At 49.9% G+C, this 16,334-nt stretch carries 18 protein-coding genes and 1 other annotated feature; of the genes, 5 read left to right on the plus strand and 13 right to left on the minus strand.

Annotated features, from left to right (window positions below):
• Positions 1-199 precede the first annotated feature (199 nt).
• Complete coding sequence (locus tag A7098_RS19210) at positions 200-496, minus strand: YciI family protein (protein ID WP_000967595.1); 297 nt, start codon at positions 494-496, stop codon at positions 200-202.
• Between the two features lie 223 nt (positions 497-719).
• On the opposite strand from A7098_RS19210, the gene tonB reads away from it, so the two are divergent.
• Positions 720-1,439, plus strand: coding sequence for a TonB system transport protein TonB (gene tonB / locus A7098_RS19215; RefSeq protein ID WP_024212522.1), 720 nt, complete (start codon positions 720-722; stop codon positions 1,437-1,439).
• 39 nt (positions 1,440-1,478) lie between these two features.
• On the opposite strand, the gene yciA is transcribed toward tonB, so the two are convergent.
• The 3 genes from yciA to A7098_RS19230 form a co-directional block, all read right to left on the minus strand.
• Positions 1,479-1,877: an acyl-CoA thioester hydrolase YciA gene (yciA, locus tag A7098_RS19220; protein WP_000108165.1), complete on the minus strand. Its 399-nt coding sequence runs from the start codon at positions 1,875-1,877 to the stop codon at positions 1,479-1,481.
• Between the two features lie 104 nt (positions 1,878-1,981).
• Complete coding sequence (locus tag A7098_RS19225) at positions 1,982-2,521, minus strand: septation protein A (RefSeq protein WP_000808667.1); 540 nt, start codon at positions 2,519-2,521, stop codon at positions 1,982-1,984.
• A 29-nt stretch (positions 2,522-2,550) separates the two neighbouring features.
• Positions 2,551-3,294, minus strand: a complete 744-nt coding sequence (locus A7098_RS19230) for a YciC family protein (protein WP_000028528.1) — start codon at positions 3,292-3,294, stop codon at positions 2,551-2,553.
• A 354-nt stretch (positions 3,295-3,648) separates the two neighbouring features.
• On the opposite strand from A7098_RS19230, the gene ompW reads away from it, so the two are divergent.
• Positions 3,649-4,287 (plus strand): outer membrane protein OmpW, encoded by a 639-nt coding sequence (ompW, locus tag A7098_RS19235; RefSeq protein WP_000737249.1) that lies wholly within the window; start codon positions 3,649-3,651, stop codon positions 4,285-4,287.
• Between the two features lie 58 nt (positions 4,288-4,345).
• Here ompW and A7098_RS19240 read toward each other — a convergent pair whose 3' ends face one another.
• The 9 genes from A7098_RS19240 to trpL all read right to left on the minus strand — a co-directional run bounded on the left by A7098_RS19240 (position 4,346) and on the right by trpL (position 12,721).
• Entirely contained in the window at positions 4,346-4,852 is a 507-nt protein-coding gene (locus A7098_RS19240) for a ferritin-like domain-containing protein (RefSeq protein ID WP_105281289.1), read from the minus strand.
• A 45-nt stretch (positions 4,853-4,897) separates the two neighbouring features.
• Positions 4,898-5,398 carry a ferritin-like domain-containing protein gene (locus A7098_RS19245; RefSeq protein ID WP_001056493.1) on the minus strand — a complete coding sequence of 167 codons (501 nt, stop codon included), beginning with the start codon at positions 5,396-5,398 and terminating at the stop codon, positions 4,898-4,900.
• 85 nt (positions 5,399-5,483) lie between these two features.
• Entirely contained in the window at positions 5,484-5,663 is a 180-nt protein-coding gene (locus A7098_RS19250) for a general stress protein (protein WP_000807651.1), read from the minus strand.
• A 391-nt stretch (positions 5,664-6,054) separates the two neighbouring features.
• Entirely contained in the window at positions 6,055-6,861 is an 807-nt protein-coding gene (gene trpA / locus A7098_RS19255) for a tryptophan synthase subunit alpha (protein ID WP_105281290.1), read from the minus strand.
• Positions 6,861-8,054 (minus strand): tryptophan synthase subunit beta, encoded by a 1,194-nt coding sequence (trpB, locus tag A7098_RS19260; RefSeq protein ID WP_000209511.1) that lies wholly within the window; start codon positions 8,052-8,054, stop codon positions 6,861-6,863. Before trpB ends, trpA begins: the two co-directional genes overlap by 1 nt.
• Before the next feature lie 11 nt (positions 8,055-8,065).
• The gene (gene trpCF / locus A7098_RS19265) at positions 8,066-9,427 is read right to left on the minus strand and encodes a bifunctional indole-3-glycerol-phosphate synthase TrpC/phosphoribosylanthranilate isomerase TrpF (RefSeq protein ID WP_176251515.1); all 1,362 of its coding nucleotides are present in this window, start codon (positions 9,425-9,427) and stop codon (positions 8,066-8,068) included.
• The gene (gene trpD, locus A7098_RS19270) at positions 9,428-11,023 is read right to left on the minus strand and encodes a bifunctional anthranilate synthase glutamate amidotransferase component TrpG/anthranilate phosphoribosyltransferase TrpD (RefSeq protein WP_089574127.1); all 1,596 of its coding nucleotides are present in this window, start codon (positions 11,021-11,023) and stop codon (positions 9,428-9,430) included.
• The gene (gene trpE / locus A7098_RS19275) at positions 11,023-12,585 is read right to left on the minus strand and encodes an anthranilate synthase component I (RefSeq protein ID WP_105281291.1); all 1,563 of its coding nucleotides are present in this window, start codon (positions 12,583-12,585) and stop codon (positions 11,023-11,025) included. Before trpE ends, trpD begins: the two co-directional genes overlap by 1 nt.
• Before the next feature lie 21 nt (positions 12,586-12,606).
• Positions 12,607-12,700: a sequence feature (Trp leader region), on the minus strand.
• Positions 12,677-12,721 carry a trp operon leader peptide gene (gene trpL / locus A7098_RS19280; protein ID WP_001700591.1) on the minus strand — a complete coding sequence of 15 codons (45 nt, stop codon included), beginning with the start codon at positions 12,719-12,721 and terminating at the stop codon, positions 12,677-12,679. Its footprint overlaps the feature before it by 24 nt.
• A 137-nt stretch (positions 12,722-12,858) precedes the next feature.
• Here trpL and rnm point away from each other — a divergent pair, with 137 nt between their 5' ends.
• Genes rnm through A7098_RS19295 form a run of 3 tightly spaced genes read left to right on the plus strand, consistent with a single transcriptional unit; the run spans position 12,859 to position 16,292 of the window.
• Complete coding sequence (rnm, locus tag A7098_RS19285) at positions 12,859-13,740, plus strand: RNase AM (protein WP_001285663.1); 882 nt, start codon at positions 12,859-12,861, stop codon at positions 13,738-13,740.
• Positions 13,737-14,357, plus strand: a complete 621-nt coding sequence (locus A7098_RS19290; protein WP_001516499.1) for an L-threonylcarbamoyladenylate synthase — start codon at positions 13,737-13,739, stop codon at positions 14,355-14,357. Before rnm ends, A7098_RS19290 begins: the two co-directional genes overlap by 4 nt.
• Before the next feature lie 27 nt (positions 14,358-14,384).
• Positions 14,385-16,292 carry a DUF2207 domain-containing protein gene (locus A7098_RS19295; RefSeq protein ID WP_105281292.1) on the plus strand — a complete coding sequence of 636 codons (1,908 nt, stop codon included), beginning with the start codon at positions 14,385-14,387 and terminating at the stop codon, positions 16,290-16,292.
• Positions 16,293-16,334: the final 42 nt, after the last annotated feature.

Below are 16,334 nucleotides of genomic sequence, written 5' to 3' on the forward strand. Positions count from 1 at the left end.
ATCCGCAGTAATCAAAGGATTTGATTGAGCAATACCTTGTCAGGGAGGGGCATTTTTCCTGAATATGCTGACATCGTATAAAGAAATACAGATAAAGTTATTATCTGTTTGTCATAGCGGCTGCGATGGCATACCTACAAGGAAAGGCCAAACAAGAACACGGTTGCTAAAACCGTGTTCTAAGATGTTGAGCCTCTATTCAGAACACTTTCTTAAAGGGCTTTACTGAAACGTGTTCATACACTCCAGCCGCCACGTAAGGATCGGCATCAGCCCATGCTTGCGCTGCTTCCAGAGATTCAAATTCAGCAATCACCGTCGAACCTGTAAAACCTGCGGCACCAGGATCATTGCTATCAACTGCTGGCATTGGTCCCGCAGTCAGCAAACGACCTTCATCATGCAGTAACTGCAAACGCGCTAAATGTGCCGGACGAACGGAAAGACGTTTTTCGAGACTATCGGCTTTGTCTTGAGCGTAAATTACATACAACACGGGCACAACTCCTTGTTCGGAAAAGTTGTAAAGTACGTTATTTGAAAGGGCGAAGATCTGCAACGGAAAGATGATGTCTTTGTTAAGAGTCTGGATAAAGTCAGGCCAATTACGCCAAAAATTGCGTTTTCACTGATCCTGATCGTTTTGTGTTATTGAATATGATTGCTATTTGCATTTAAAATTGAGGCCTGGTTTTTCTACTGAAATGATTATGACTTCAATGACCCTTGATTTACCTCGCCGCTTCCCCTGGCCGACGTTACTTTCAGTCTGCATTCACGGTGCTGTCGTGGCGGGTCTACTCTATACCTCGGTACATCAGGTTATTGAACTACCTGCGCCCGCGCAGCCGATTTCTGTCACCATGGTTGCGCCAGCGGATCTCGAACCGCCACAAGCCGTTCAGCCGCCGCCGGAGCCGGTGGTAGAGCCAGAGCCGGAACCTGAGCCGATACCTGAACCGCCAAAAGAAGCGCCGGTGGTCATTGAAAAGCCGAAGCCAAAACCTAAGCCAAAACCGAAGCCAGTGAAAAAGGTGCAGGAACAGCCAAAGCGCGATGTTAAACCAGCGGAGTCGCGTCCGGCATCACCGTTTGAAAATACGGCACCAGCGCGCCCGACCACCAGCACGGCAACGGCTGCAACCAGCAAACCAGTCACTAGTGTGGCTTCAGGACCACGCGCATTAAGCCGCAATCAGCCGCAGTATCCAGCGCGTGCGCAGGCATTGCGCATTGAAGGGCAGGTTAAAGTTAAATTTGACGTTACACCGGATGGTCGCGTGGATAACGTACAAATTCTTTCCGCCAAACCCGCAAACATGTTTGAGCGCGAAGTGAAAAACGCGATGCGCAGATGGCGTTATGAGCCGGGTAAGCCAGGCAGTGGAATTGTGGTAAATATTCTGTTTAAAATTAACGGCACCACCGAAATTCAGTAAGCAAAAAGTCAAAAGCCTCCGACCGGAGGCTTTTGACTATTACTCAACGGGTAAGGCGCGAGGCTTTCCTTCAGGATCTACAGCGACATACTTAAATAATGCTTCCGTCGCTTTATAGCGTTGCCCAAGTGGTTCAGACGCCACCTTTTTCACCCACACTTCAATATTAATACTGACAGATGTTGTCCCTTTTTGGACACAGCGTGCATAGCAGCACACTACATCGCCGACTGCAACCGGCCGCAAGAAAGTCATTCCTTCAACCCGCACGGTTACTACGCGACCGTGTGCAATTTCTTTTGCCAGAATGGCACCACCAATATCCATCTGCGACATTAACCAACCACCAAAGATGTCACCATTGGCATTGGTATCGGCAGGCATGGCTAAAGTTCGTAAAACCAGATCGCCCTGGGGGACGTTATGTGTTGTTGACATGGTAAAACCGACTAAAAAGGAAAATCACAGGCGCGATGCTACTATGATTTTCCTGAGGAGAACAGAGGAGATACAGCGCCAGCCCCGAAGGACTGGCAGTCTGGTTATGATTTATCTTCCTGTGGCATGTGGCGGTAGATATAGATACCGCTTAACAGCGTGAAGATTAAGGTGAGGGCGGTCAGACCGAACACTTTGAAGTTGACCCAAATATTTTGTGGTAGCCAGAAAGCGATATAGATGTTTGCCAGCCCGCAAAGGATAAAAAAGACTGCCCAGGCCAGATTCAACTTCGACCATACTGGCTGCGGCAGGGTAAGCTCTTTACCCAACATACGTTGAATCAGCGGCTTTTTCATTACCCATTGGCTAACCAACAGAGCACCGGCAAACAGTGCGTAAATTACGGTGACCTTCCATTTAATAAACTCATCATTGTGGAAGAATAGCGTCAGACCACCGAAGACAACCACCAGAACAAAGGTGATCAGAGCCATCTTCTCAACCTTACGAAAGCGAACCCAGCTATAAATAAGCACAATCGCTGTGGCGACGATCAGCGCCGCAGTTGCCGCATAGATGTCATAAATCTTATAGAACGCGAAGAAGACAACCAGCGGTAGAAAATCAAGAAACTGCTTCATTTTACGATTCCGTAATCAAATGCTTAGGGTTATTGGCGAATCAACATGTACAGACGGAACAGATAGATGAGCAATACGGCTGAAATCAGGTTGCTCAAGGTGTTCGCCAGTACAGCGCCAATTTCTGGGGTTAATGCGGCAAACGAAGAGGCAAACAGCAACAACAGAGTTTTTGCCAGTAACCAGCTCAATACCGCAGGTGCCACCAGACGCATATTCGCCCATGTCAGCCGCATACTGCTGCGCATGGAGGCGAAAACGCCCATTTTATCCTGGACCAGCATCACGGGAGCCAACGCCAGCAGGATGGCCATGATGATACCAGGAACGACCACCAGCATGATGCCTATTTGCACAATCAATGTTGTCAGGAGGATTAGCAAGAATAGCTTCGGTAATACCGGAGCGCTCGCGCCAATTGCCCGTAATGCGCTGACCCGCTGACCGGCGGACACTAGCTGGATCATTAATAATACGCCGCCCGCAAGAATGGCGTTACCGATTAATCCTGAAAAGGTAGAAGCAGCGGACGCACGCAGCAAAATCTGCTGTTGTTCCGGGGACATATTTTGTACCAGGTCGAACAACCCACCGCCGCCACTAACGGGTACACCGTCATTGAGCTGCGCAAGTTGAGCGTCACTGGGTGAGAAAACATGTCCTAACACCACTGTGATAAATGCACAAAGCAACGATACCAACAGAATGGTCATAAATTGATTACGGAAGAAATTTCCGGTGTCACGGTATACGGACTGCGCCGTGATAGACATGCACTCTCCTTGAGTTTTATGCAGGTGTTAATTAGCGGGCAATTGTACCCTGGTTAGCCTCTCAGTGGCAGCATCAGGTCATGTATGGAAAAGCATATCTTTGTAAAGCGGAGGTAATTGTTGGCATTTATGTGTGCAGACGGGAGCAAGTGGCGAGCGCGTTAATATTTGCGCAGCGCAAATATTCGAAAATTGATTTAAATCACATTAACCAGGATTTGTGATGCAACTTCTAAATTAATCCAGATCAATAAAGGGTGATTTAGAGGATGTAGTGTGATCTGTGTAGGATCATTTGTTACCCCAATGTAGGTATATTTGTCACGTTTTTATAACCATAACGACGGAGCGGATATGAAAAAATTAACAGTGGCGGCTTTGGCAGTAACAACTCTTCTCTCTGGCACAGCCTTTGCGCATGAAGCAGGCGAGTTTTTTATGCGTGCAGGTTCTGCGACTGTGCGTCCGACAGAAGGCGCTGGTGGTACGTTAGGAAGTCTGGGGGGATTTAGCGTGACTAATAACACTCAGTTGGGCCTGACGTTTACGTATATGGCGACTGACAATATCGGTGTTGAATTACTGGCAGCGACGCCTTTCCGCCATAAAATCGGTACTCGCGCGACCGGTGATATTGCAACAGTCCATCATCTGCCGCCAACACTGATGGCGCAGTGGTATTTTGGTGATGCCAGCAGCAAATTCCGTCCTTACGTTGGTGCCGGTATTAACTACACCACGTTCTTTGATAATGGATTTAACGATCATGGCAAAGAGGCCGGGCTTTCCGATCTCAGTCTGAAAGATTCCTGGGGCGCTGCCGGGCAGGTTGGGGTGGATTATCTGATTAACCGTGACTGGTTGGTTAACATGTCAGTCTGGTACATGGATATTGATACTACCGCAAATTATAAACTGGGCGGTGCACAGCAACACGACAGTGTACGCCTCGATCCGTGGGTGTTTATGTTCTCCGCAGGATATCGTTTTTAATTCCCCGCAAAAATGACCCCGTAATTACGGGGTCAATAAGGACATGGTATAAAGGGTATTATTTCTTCGCTTCTACGCCATCAGTTTCAGCACGAATTAAAAATTTCTCAGTTGTTTGCGGAATATGCTGAATTAGCCAGTCGGCCATTTGCTTTTCCTCATTTAAAATCGCTTCGATGACCGGAATAGAGGCTGTATCACCGGCATTTTTTGCCGCAGCTAATAGTGAGGTATAGCAGGCGATTTCAAATTGCTCGAAGACATAGCCGCTAATGGAACCTTTGACAATTTCATCAGAAGGAAAAATACCACCGATAGACTGCCCAAGCGCCGCCATTTTACTCATGGAATCTTTAATGACTGAACGCGAAATGTCATTACGGTCAAGAATAGTTTCCAGTTGAACAATCTGGTTTTTAGTTTCGCTAAGATGTTGTTCAATACGTGTGCGTAAATCAGGATAATTATCTATGCGGCTGGCCATGGATTCAAGCATAGATTCGGCTTGCTTTTCCATTGCGTGGGCGTCACGTAGCCAGTCATGATAATGTTCAATACGATTCATGAGAATGTCCTCTTTATAAAATTACTGAAAGTTGAAGTTCATATTTCAGGCTTTATTTTCGGCTTTCTTATTTACGTTATTAAGAGCCAGATTAGTCAGTTTGATGTCGGTGGCCTTTTCTTCTTCCAGAGTTTCTTTCAGAAGCTTCGCTGCTTTACGGTAACCTAATTGTTCAGCCAGCGTTGCTAAGGTCCCGTAACTGGCGATCTCATAGTGCTCGACTTTCTGTGCAGCAGCAATGAGCGCGGCGTCACGCACTTCGTTTTTTTCTGTGCTCTCAATGACCTCATTAGCTTCTTCAATGAGTCCTTCCATTGCTACGCACTTCATGCGTTTAATTTTAAGATTTGATTCGGATTCTACGACTTGATCAATACGTTCTATCTGTCCATGAGTTTCCTCAAGGTGCGCATGAAAAGCCTGACTTAGTTTTTCGTTTGATGTTGCTCTGGCGAGTTTTGCCAGTGCCCGGGTTAATTGTTTTTCTGCGCTGTAGGTGTCTGAAAGCAGGTGAATAAATACATCTTCAATGGTCTTCATATTCATATTTTTCTCCAGTGAAATCACTGCGAGCCATACGGCCCGCAGATACAATTATCTTTATCATCTGATATTAATAATTAACGGTGGATCAGGATTTTCCTGATTTATTACCACCGCTTTGTTGACCGCCTTTTTTACCCGCTTCGGATGCGCGTTGCGGATCGTTTTTAAAATTACCGCCGCTGTGCTGACCACCTTTACGACCTGCGTCGGATGCCTTCTCACGATCTTCGGCGAAATTTCCTGAACCACCACGATGTTCGGCCATGTTATTTCTCCCGTTACGTTGCATTGTTTGACTAATATGAGTGTTGTGTGTCGACACTCATTAAAATTAGTTGCTAATAAGAATTAGTCAAATTAAGCGTGACAAGGAGGGAGGGTGGAAAATATATTTTGAGGAAGGTTCTGGATATATTAATAATTGCCTGAGGAATAAGTGGCTTAGGAAAAATTATTGATTTTACTGGTGTTATGTTGCGGGATTAATTTGTTTGATTATATTACTGTTGGGCGGAAAAATGACGTAAGTTGACGTAAGTTGACGTATGTTAGGGTTAAGCGAAACGGTAAAAAGGCAAATAATAAATAAAATTAAGATTTTTCTGGCTTCGTTAAAGGAATACAAAATGCCGCCAGCAGAACTGACGGCTGTGGGATTAACTGCGTGTTGCCGCTTTCATCGGTTGTATAAAAGCTTTCAATGCCACCAACATTTTCTCTGGCTCATTAATATGTTGCTCGATGATTTTAACAATGGCCGAACCAGAAATCGCGCCCGCAGCTCCTGCATCAATCGCTGCTTTTACCTGATCCGGGGCGGAAATACCAAATCCCTGCAATGGAGGTGCAGCGTTGTACTCTTTCAGCTTCGCAATCAGATGATTGAGGGGTAACGCGGCGCGGTTTTCTGCGCCGGTCACGCCCGCACGCGACAGCAAATAGGTGTAACCACGACCATAAGAGGCTATCTGACGCAGCAAATCATCGTCGGCATTCGGCGGGCAGATAAAGATAGGTGCAACATTATGACGCAACGCAGCCTGGCGGAAGGGCGCAGACTCTTCCACGGGCACATCAGCAACCAGCACCGAATCGACGCCGACTTTCTCGCATTGGGCATAAAACTCATCAATACCTTTGTTAAACACCAGGTTGGCATACATCAGAAGGCCAATGGGAATATTCGGGTGTTTCTGGCGAATCAGTGCCAGCATTTCAAAACATTGTGCCGGGGTCACACCCGCCGCAAAAGCACGCAGTGTGGCGTTTTGAATCGTCGGGCCATCTGCCAGCGGGTCAGAGAAGGGGATGCCTAACTCCAGCGCGTCAGCACCGGCTTCAATTAGCGTATCGATAATTTTCAGCGACTGCTCAATGCCCGGATCACCGAGCGTGACGAAAGGAACGAATGCGCCTTCTTTGCGCTCCTTCAAACGGGCAAACAGAGTTTCATAGCGTTCCATCAGATTTCCCCTCGTGCTTTCAAAATATCGTGAACGGTGAAGATGTCTTTATCGCCGCGACCGGAAAGGTTAACCACCAGCAGCTGCTCTTTTTCCGGGTTTTCGCGCATCATTTTCAGCGCATGAGCCAGGGCATGGGAGGATTCCAGCGCCGGAATAATCCCTTCATGCAGGCACAGCGTTTTAAAGGCGTCCAGTGCTTCATCATCGGTAATTGAGACATAATCAGCGCGTCCAGTGCTGTTGAGATACGCGTGTTGCGGGCCGACAGACGGGAAATCCAGCCCGGCTGAGATGGAGTAAGATTCTTCAATCTGCCCGTCTTCTGTCTGCATCATCGGCGCTTTCATACCGAAATAGATGCCCACACGACCATGTTTCAATGGTGCACCGTGCTCGCCGGTTTCGATACCGTGACCGCCTGGCTCCACGCCAATCAGGCCAACGTCGGTTTCGTTGATGAAATCAGCAAACATCCCGATGGCATTCGAACCGCCGCCAACACAGGCGATAACGGCGTCCGGTAGGCGACCTTCTCTTTCCAGAATCTGTGCTTTGGTTTCTTCGCCAATCATCCGTTGAAACTCACGCACAATGGTCGGGTAAGGATGCGGGCCAGCTGCGGTGCCCAGCATGTAGTGCGCGGTTTCATAACTGCCGGACCAGTCGCGCAGTGCCTCGTTACAAGCATCTTTCAGCGTCGCGGAACCGCTATGTACCGGAATCACTTCCGCGCCCATTAAGCGCATACGAAAAACGTTGGGCGACTGACGTTCGACGTCTTTGGCACCCATATAAATTCGACATTTCAGGCCAAGCAGGGCGCTGGCAAGGGCAGACGCCACACCATGCTGACCGGCACCGGTTTCGGCGATGATTTCGGTTTTACCCATCCGCTTCGCCAGTAAGGCCTGACCCAGCACCTGGTTTGTTTTATGTGCGCCGCCGTGCAGTAAATCTTCACGCTTCAGGTACAACGTGGTGTTAGTGCCGGCCGTAATATTCTGGCATTTAGTCAGCGCGGTCGGGCGTCCGGCATAGTTTTTTAGCAGATCATTAAACTGCGCCTGAAATTCTGGATCTTTTTGTGCGCTGACGAAGGCTTCTTCCAGCTGGCGCAGGGCAGGCATCAGGATTTGTGGCACGTACATGCCGCCAAACTCACCAAAATACGGGTTAAGTAATGTTGTCATTGTTCCTTTCCTTAATATGCGCGCAGTGTCTGGAAAACCGAGGCCAAAAGACGTGCGTCTTTGATGCCCGGTTGCGACTCTACAGCAGAATTAAAATCAAGCCCGGCGCAGCCGGTTTGTGCCGCTTCCACGCAGTTATCTGCGCCTAAGCCACCCGCCAGCAGAACGTTGCCAAGCGATTGACCGTTTAACAGTGACCAGTCGAAACGTTGCCCGCTTCCGCCCTGGCCGTTATCGAAAACATATTTATGAACGTGCTGAAAATCGCGCGCGGGCAGGGTTTCTCCAACACTCAATGCTTTCCAGATGGCAACGTTTGCTGGCAGAGCATCACGCAGTGCGTCGATATATTGCTGATCTTCACTGCCATGCAGTTGCACTGCCACCAGCGATAACACCTTAGCTTTGCCTGCCACATCGGCAATATCGTGATTGCGGAACACGCCAACATACTGCAACGGTGCCGCAGCCATCACTTCCTGCGCCTGTTCAACGTTGACGCAACGTGGTGATGTCGCAACAAAAATCAACCCACCGTAAATCGCGCCTGCGTCATAAGCTGCTTTAGCATCTTGCCCACGCGTCAGGCCACATACTTTATTCTCACCCAACAACACCCGGCGCACGGCGGCGTTTAGATCGTCGTGCGCCATCAGCGCCGAGCCAATCAAAAAGCCGTTAGCGAAGTGGCCTAATTCGCGCACCTGAGCGTAAGTATTAATGCCGGATTCGCTGATCACCGTCACGTTGTGCCCCAGTTTTGGCGCAAGCTCGCGCGTGCGGTTGAGATCAATCGACAAATCACGCAGATCGCGGTTGTTGATGCCAACGACCTTTGCCCCCAATGCAATGGCGCGCTCCAGTTCCTCTTCATTACTGACTTCGGTCAGCACACCCATCTTCAAACTATGGGCGACGGCTGCAAGCTGGCGATACGATTCGTCGTCCAGCACTGAAAGCATTAATAAGCAGGCATCAGCCTGGTAATAGCGCGCCAGATAGATCTGGTAAGGGTCGATAATAAAGTCTTTACATAAAATCGGCTGTGGCGCGATTTGGCTGACGATGGGGAGGAAATCAAAGCTTCCCTGGAAATATTTCTCATCAGTCAGCACCGAAATTGCCGAAGCGTAATGCTTATAAATCGAGGCAATGCGTGCCGGATCGAAATCATCACGGATCACGCCTTTTGATGGCGACGCTTTCTTGCATTCCAGAATAAATGCGGTACGTGCACCCTGTAGCGCATCATAAAAATGTCGCGTGCTCGGCTGAATTTCATTCTGAAAACTGGCAAGTGGTTGCTGCTGTTTACGGGCTTCTACCCAAATCGCCTTGTCCGCGACGATTTTCGCTAAAACGGTTTGCATCATTTACCCTCGTGCCGCCAGTGCGGTGACTCTGTCGTAAGCGGAACCACTACGCAGTACCTCAAGAACGGTTTGCGCATTGGCTTGCAGATCTTCCTGGCCATGCAGGCGCATTAACATGGCGACATTCGCCGCGACGGCTGCCTCATGGGCGGCGTCGCCTTTACCTTGTAACAAACGTGTTAAAATGTCACGATTTTCTTCCGGCGTTCCGCCTGCCAGTTGTTCCTGGTGGTAGGGCGTCAGGCCAAAATCTTCTGCGGTCAACTGATAGCTTTTAATTTCGCCATCGTGCAACTCGGCAACAATCGTTGGTGCGTGTAACGAAACTTCATCCATTCCGCCGCTGTGCACAACCGCTGCGCGTTGATACCCCAACACGCGCAGCGTTTCGGCAATCGGCAGTACCAGCTCCGGACTATAAACACCAATTAACGCCAGCGGCGGATGCGCCGGGTTAATCAATGGCCCCAGCACGTTGAACAGAGTGCGGGTTTTCAGTTGCTGACGAACCGGCATCGCGTGGCGGAATCCGGTGTGATATTTCGGTGCAAAGAGGAAACAAACGCCTAACTCATCCAGCGCCTGGCGCGATTTATCGGCGTTCATATCAAGATTAATACCGAACGCCGCCAGCAGATCCGAAGAACCCGATTTACTGGAGACGCTGCGGTTGCCGTGTTTCGCCACTTTCAGCCCACAGGCTGCTGCAACAAAAGCACTGGCGGTAGAAATGTTGATACTGTTGCTGCCGTCACCGCCGGTGCCGACAATATCGGCAAACAGATAATCCGGGCGCGGGAACGGCGCAGCGTTTTCCAGAAGCGCAGTTGCTGCTCCGGCGATTTCGTTCGGGTGCTCGCCGCGAATTTTCATGCTCACCAGCGCCGCCGCCAGTTGTTCCGGCTTCAGTTCACCATGTACCACTGCTGAAAATAGCTGGTGGCTTTCCTGCTGGCTAAGGGTCTGCGCCTGATACAGTTTTTCCAGAATCGGTTGCAGCGTGTTGGTGGGTTCCAGCTTTTGCTGCGCCCAGGCCAGCGTTTGCTCCAGCAAGCGAGCGCCCTGGGTGGTGAGAATGGATTCCGGATGGAACTGGAATCCACAGACGCGATCCGCATCATGACGAACCGCCATCACCATGCCATTAAAATGGGCGTTGATGGTTAAACCGGCCGGAATGTTACTGCCCACTAGCGAGTGATAACGCGCCACTGGCAGAGGGTTTGTTAACCCGGCAAACATCGCCTGACCGTCATGTTCAATGCTCGACGCTTTACCGTGCAGAATTTCGCCCGCCTGGCCGACATAACCCCCATAGGCTTCGACAATCGCCTGATGACCGAGGCAAATGCCAATAATCGGCAGCTTGCCGCGCAGACGAGTAAGCAGCTCCGGCATACAACCCGCTTCGCTCGGCACACCGGGGCCAGGAGAAAGCATCAGCACCGGATTGCTCATCGTCGCCAGGCGTTCAATTAAGGTCTGCGCCGGAATATGGTTGCGGTAAATCACCACGTTATGCCCATTGCTGCGCAACTGATCTGCCAGGTTGTAAGTAAAAGAGTCGATATTATCGAGCAGCAGAATGTCAGCCATCAGAAAGTCTCCTGTGCATGATGCGCGGTGGCGATAGCGCGCAGTACAGCGCGGGCTTTATTACGGGTTTCGTCGGCTTCCGACTGCGGAACAGAATCAAGAACCACGCCAGCACCGGCCTGCACGGTGGCGATGCCGTTTTCCACCAGTGCCGAGCGGATCACAATGCAGGTGTCGAGATCGCCGTGTGCGGTGAAATAACCTACCGCGCCGCCGTAACTGCCGCGTCGACGACCTTCCGCTTCGGCAATTAACTGCATGGCGCGCACTTTCGGCGCACCGCTTAATGTGCCCATATTCATACAGGCGCGATAAGCGTGCAGGGCGTCAAGATCGTGGCGCAATTCACCGACAACGCGGGAGACGAGATGCATCACGTAAGAGTAACGGTCAACTTTGGTGAGGTCGGCAACGTAGCGGCTGCCGGGGGTGCAAATGCGTGCCAGATCATTACGGGCGAGATCCACCAACATCAGATGTTCCGAAAGCTCTTTATGGTCGGTACGCATCTCCAGTTCTATGCGGCTGTCGAGGTCTCTGTCCAGTGAACCATCGGCGCGACGACCTCGTGGGCGTGTTCCTGCAATCGGGTAGATTTCAATCTGGCGGCTGGTGGCGTCATACTTGAGCGAACTTTCCGGCGACGCACCGAACAGAGTGAAATCATCATCCTGCATAAAAAACATATACGGGCTGGGGTTACTCTTTTTCAGCACGTAATAGGCTGCCAGCGGTGACGGGCAGGGCAGTGAGAAACGGCGAGAGGGGACGACCTGGAAAATTTCTCCGGCGCGAATCGCTTTTTGCAACGAACGCACTACGCCACCGAACTCTTCATCGCTCTGATTACATTCACAACGCATATGCGGTACGGAAACCACTGGCAGCGGCGGCGCGGCTTCGGTCAGTTGCTGACGTAGTTCGTTCAGGCGTGCAGTGAGACGCTGTTTTTCTTCTTCATTCGGCGCAAACAGGCTGGCCTGAATGCGGGTGCTTTTTTTCTGATGGTCAATCACCATCAGCGTTTCAGCGAGATAAAAAAAGAAATCAGGGCAGTTATTTTCCGCTGACAATTGCGGTAAATCTTCAAACCCCGCGACCAGGTCATAAGAGAACAGGCCGCCAAAGAACATCGCTTCCCGTTCTTCCTTCGGTACATTCAACAGATTCTGCAATAAGCGGAAAGCGTCAAAAACCGAAAGGGAGCATAAGCGAGCGTCTTCATCCAGCAATGGACTGACAGGGGGGAAGCGCAGCACACGGCAGTTTGGTGATTGTTCATTTTCCACACCCGCAGGCAGGGCGTTGTCCAGTAGTGCCAGCAGGGCTTCGCCATTGCCGGAAAGTGCCTGAATTGTGACGGTGTCACCTAATGCTGTAATGCGCAGCGCACTGTCTACCAGTAGCAGGCTTTTTAAATCATCTTTGCTGTCGATATCTGCGGATTCCAGCAGCAGCGTTGCCGGACGATCCCCACACAACTGGTGAAAAAGCGCGGTGGGATTGTCGCGATAAGCGCCTTCGCAGGTTAGCAATTCGAGATTCGGTTTTTGTGTTTGCATTGTTATTCTCTAATTTTGTTCAAAAAAAAGCCCGCTGATTAGGCGGGCTGGGTATCTGATTGCTTTACGCATGGTGAATACACTGCCCGTTTCAGGAAGTGCGCCACCAACCTTTCAGTACGAAAATTGCTTTCATTGTCGATACCCTTTTTGCGTGAACTTGCGTACTAGTTAACTAGTTCAATGATTAATTGTCAACAGCTCATTTCAGAATATTTGCCAGAACCGTTATGATGTCGGCGCAAAAAACATTATCCAGAACGGGAGTGCGCCTTGAGCGACACGAATTACGCAGTGATTTACGACCTGCACAGCCATACGACAGCTTCCGATGGCTGTCTGACGCCAGAAGCATTGGTGCACCGTGCAGTCGAGATGCGCGTCGGCACCCTGGCGATCACCGACCATGACACCACAGCCGCAATCGCGCCAGCAAGAGAGGAAATTTCACGTTCGGGGTTGGCGCTGAATCTTATTCCCGGCGTGGAAATTTCCACGGTCTGGGAAAATCATGAAATTCATATTGTCGGGCTGAATATTGATATTACTCATCCGCTAATGTGTGAGTTCCTCGCGCAGCAGACAGAACGGCGCAATCAGCGGGCGCAGCTAATTGCCGAAAGACTTGAAAAAGCGCAAATACCTGGTGCGCTGGAAGGCGCGCAACGGCTGGCGCAGGGCGGCGCGGTGACGCGCGGTCATTTTGCTCGTTTCCTTGTGGAGTGCGGCAAAGCCAGTTCAATGGCGGATGTCTTTAAAAAGTATCTGGCGCGCGGGAAAACCGGATACGTTCCGCCACAGTGGTGTACAATAGAACAAGCTATTGATGTCATTCATCATTCTGGCGGTAAGGCGGTACTAGCTCATCCTGGGCGGTACAATCTTAGTGCTAAATGGCTGAAAAGATTGGTTGCGCATTTTGCCGAACACCACGGCGACGCGATGGAAGTCGCGCAGTGCCAGCAATCGCCCAATGAACGCACCCAACTGGCGACACTTGCGCGTCAGCACCATTTATGGGCATCACAAGGATCTGATTTTCATCAGCCATGCCCGTGGATCGAACTGGGTCGTAAACTCTGGCTGCCCGCAGGCGTTGAAGGCGTCTGGCAGCTATGGGAACAGCCGCAGAACACCACAGAGAGGGAATTATGAGCCAGTTTTTTTATATTCATCCTGATAACCCGCAGCAACGTCTGATCAATCAGGCGGTGGAGATCGTGCGTAAAGGCGGGGTGATTGTCTATCCAACCGATTCCGGCTATGCGCTCGGCTGTAAAATTGAAGATAAAAACGCCATGGAGCGTATTTGTCGTATTCGCCAGCTGCCGGACGGTCACAACTTTACCCTGATGTGTCGCGATCTTTCTGAACTTTCGACCTATTCCTTTGTGGATAACGTCGCGTTTCGTCTGATGAAAAACAACACGCCAGGTAACTATACCTTCATCCTTAAGGGGACGAAGGAAGTGCCACGCCGTTTGTTGCAGGAAAAACGCAAAACCATCGGGATGCGCGTGCCGTCAAACCCCATCGCCCAGGCGTTACTTGAGGTGCTGGGTGAACCGATGCTTTCCACTTCGTTGATGCTGCCGGGCAGCGAATTTACCGAATCCGATCCGGAAGAAATTAAAGACCGTCTGGAAAAACAGGTGGATTTGATCATTCACGGCGGTTATCTCGGCCAGAAACCGACAACGGTCATCGACCTCACCGATGATACGCCAGTCGTGGTGCGTGAAGGCGTAGGTGATGTGAAGCCTTTCTTATAAAAAATTGCGTTCCACGGATGGAAGATTATGGCAGGGACATTTCGCTGCATTTTGCTGTTGATAGCTGGGCTGCTTTTCTCATCGCTGGGTTACGCGAAAAACATGGAGATTCCTTATCATGAAGAAGGGATCTCGCTCTTTGATGTTGAGGCCACCATGCAACCTGATGGGGTGCTCGACATTAAAGAGAACATTCATTTTCAGGCGAGAAATCAGCAGATTAAGCATGGATTTTATCGTGATTTGCCTCGATTATGGATGCAGCCTAATGGTGATGCGGCGCTGCTAAACTATCGCATTATTGGCGTCACTCGTGATGGTATTCCTGAACCCTGGCAACTTGACTGGCATATCGGGTTGATGAGTATTGTCGTGGGCGATAAGCAGCGTTTCTTGCCACAAGGCGATTATCATTATCAAATTCATTACCAGGTTGAAAATGCTGTACTGCGTGAGGGTGATTCTGACCTGCTTATCTGGAACGTAACTGGTAATAACTGGCCGTTTGAAATCTATAAGACCCGATTTTCACTCAAGTTGCCTGATATTGCGGGTAATCCATTTAGCGAAATCGATCTCTTTACTGGAGAAGAGGGCGACACATATCGAAATGGCCGCATCCTTGAGGACGGAAGAATTGAATCCCGCGATCCGTTTTACCGTGAAGATTTCACTGCACTCTACCGTTGGCCTCATGCCTTGCTGGATAATTCCCCGGCACAACACACGACGAATATTTTTAGCCATCTTTTTTTGCCCTCAACATCGTCTCTTATCATTTGGTTACCGTGTCTGTTACTGGTGTGTGGATGGTTATATCTCTGGAAGCGCAGGCCACAATTTACGCCGGTAGATGTGAGTGAAACTGAAATCATTCCCCCAGATTACACGCCTGGCATGTTGCGTCTCGATGCGAAGCTGGTTTACGACGATAAAGGTTTTTGTGCCGATATCGTAAATCTGATTGTGAAAGGAAAAATTCATCTGGAAGACCTGTATGACAAGAACCAGCAAATCCTGATTCGTGTTAATGAAGGCGCGACCAGAAATAATGAGGTACTACTGCCCGCAGAGCAGTTATTACTGGAAGCGTTATTTCGTAAAGGCGATAAGGTCGTTCTTACGGGGAGACGCAACAGAGTCTTACGCAGGGCATTTTTACGGATGCAGAAATTTTATCTGCCGCGTAAAAAGTCTTCGTTTTACCGACCGGATGCGTTTTTGCAATGGGGCGGACTGGCGATATTAGCAGTCATTTTTTATGGAAACCTGAGTCCCGTTGGCTGGGCAGGTATGAGTCTGGTGGCTGATATGTTTATCATGACCTGCTGGCTTCTTCCTTTTTTGTTTTCTTCCCTTGCGCTTTTGTTTGCCCGCGATGATGACAAGCCTTGCGTTAATCGTGTAATCATCACTTTGTTTTTACCACTGATTTGTTCAGGCGTGGCTTTCTATTCTCTCTACATCAATGTCGGAGATGTGTTCTTTTACTGGTATATGCCAGCCGGTTATTTTAGTGCCGTTTTCCTGACGGGGTATCTCACCGCCCTGGGGTATATTTTTCTGCCACAGTTTACACAAACTGGGCAGCAACGTTATGCCCACGGCGAGGCTATCGTCAACTATCTTGCGCGTAAAGAGGCGGCAACGCACAGTGGGCGGCGGCGGAAAGGGGAAACACGGAAACTGGATTACACTTTGTTAGGTTGGGCGGTCTCGGCAAACCTTGGCAGAGAATGGGCAGCACGTATCACTCCGTCACTTACAGCGGCTGTTCGCGCTCCGGAAATTGCCCGTAGCGGCGTTTTATTCTCATTACAGATGCACCTGAGTCTGGGAGCTAATACCAGTTTGTTGGGGCGAAGTTATTCCGGTAGTAGTGGCGGTGGCGGTGGCGGTGGCGGTGGCGGTGGCGCAGGCGGTGGTGGCTGGTAATCAAGCTGATGTTAATCGAAACAAGCTTTAACCCTAAAGATA

The organism is Escherichia sp. MOD1-EC7011 (assembly GCF_002965005.1).
Taxonomy (GTDB): Bacteria; Pseudomonadota; Gammaproteobacteria; order Enterobacterales; family Enterobacteriaceae; genus Escherichia; species Escherichia ruysiae.

Coding starts and splice junctions, on each gene's coding strand:
- tonB (WP_024212522.1), top strand. CDS start 720: ATGACCCTTGATTTACCTCGCCGCTTCCCCTGGCCGACGTTACTTTCA.
- yciA (WP_000108165.1), bottom strand. CDS start 1,877: ATGTCAACAACACATAACGTCCCCCAGGGCGATCTGGTTTTACGAACT.
- A7098_RS19225 (WP_000808667.1), bottom strand. CDS start 2,521: ATGAAGCAGTTTCTTGATTTTCTACCGCTGGTTGTCTTCTTCGCGTTC.
- A7098_RS19230 (WP_000028528.1), bottom strand. CDS start 3,294: ATGTCTATCACGGCGCAGTCCGTATACCGTGACACCGGAAATTTCTTC.
- ompW (WP_000737249.1), top strand. CDS start 3,649: ATGAAAAAATTAACAGTGGCGGCTTTGGCAGTAACAACTCTTCTCTCT.
- A7098_RS19240 (WP_105281289.1), bottom strand. CDS start 4,852: ATGAATCGTATTGAACATTATCATGACTGGCTACGTGACGCCCACGCA.
- A7098_RS19245 (WP_001056493.1), bottom strand. CDS start 5,398: ATGAATATGAAGACCATTGAAGATGTATTTATTCACCTGCTTTCAGAC.
- A7098_RS19250 (WP_000807651.1), bottom strand. CDS start 5,663: ATGGCCGAACATCGTGGTGGTTCAGGAAATTTCGCCGAAGATCGTGAG.
- trpA (WP_105281290.1), bottom strand. CDS start 6,861: ATGGAACGCTATGAAACTCTGTTTGCCCGTTTGAAGGAGCGCAAAGAA.
- trpB (WP_000209511.1), bottom strand. CDS start 8,054: ATGACAACATTACTTAACCCGTATTTTGGTGAGTTTGGCGGCATGTAC.
- trpCF (WP_176251515.1), bottom strand. CDS start 9,427: ATGATGCAAACCGTTTTAGCGAAAATCGTCGCGGACAAGGCGATTTGG.
- trpD (WP_089574127.1), bottom strand. CDS start 11,023: ATGGCTGACATTCTGCTGCTCGATAATATCGACTCTTTTACTTACAAC.
- trpE (WP_105281291.1), bottom strand. CDS start 12,585: ATGCAAACACAAAAACCGAATCTCGAATTGCTAACCTGCGAAGGCGCT.
- A7098_RS19290 (WP_001516499.1), top strand. CDS start 13,737: ATGAGCCAGTTTTTTTATATTCATCCTGATAACCCGCAGCAACGTCTG.
- A7098_RS19295 (WP_105281292.1), top strand. CDS start 14,385: ATGGCAGGGACATTTCGCTGCATTTTGCTGTTGATAGCTGGGCTGCTT.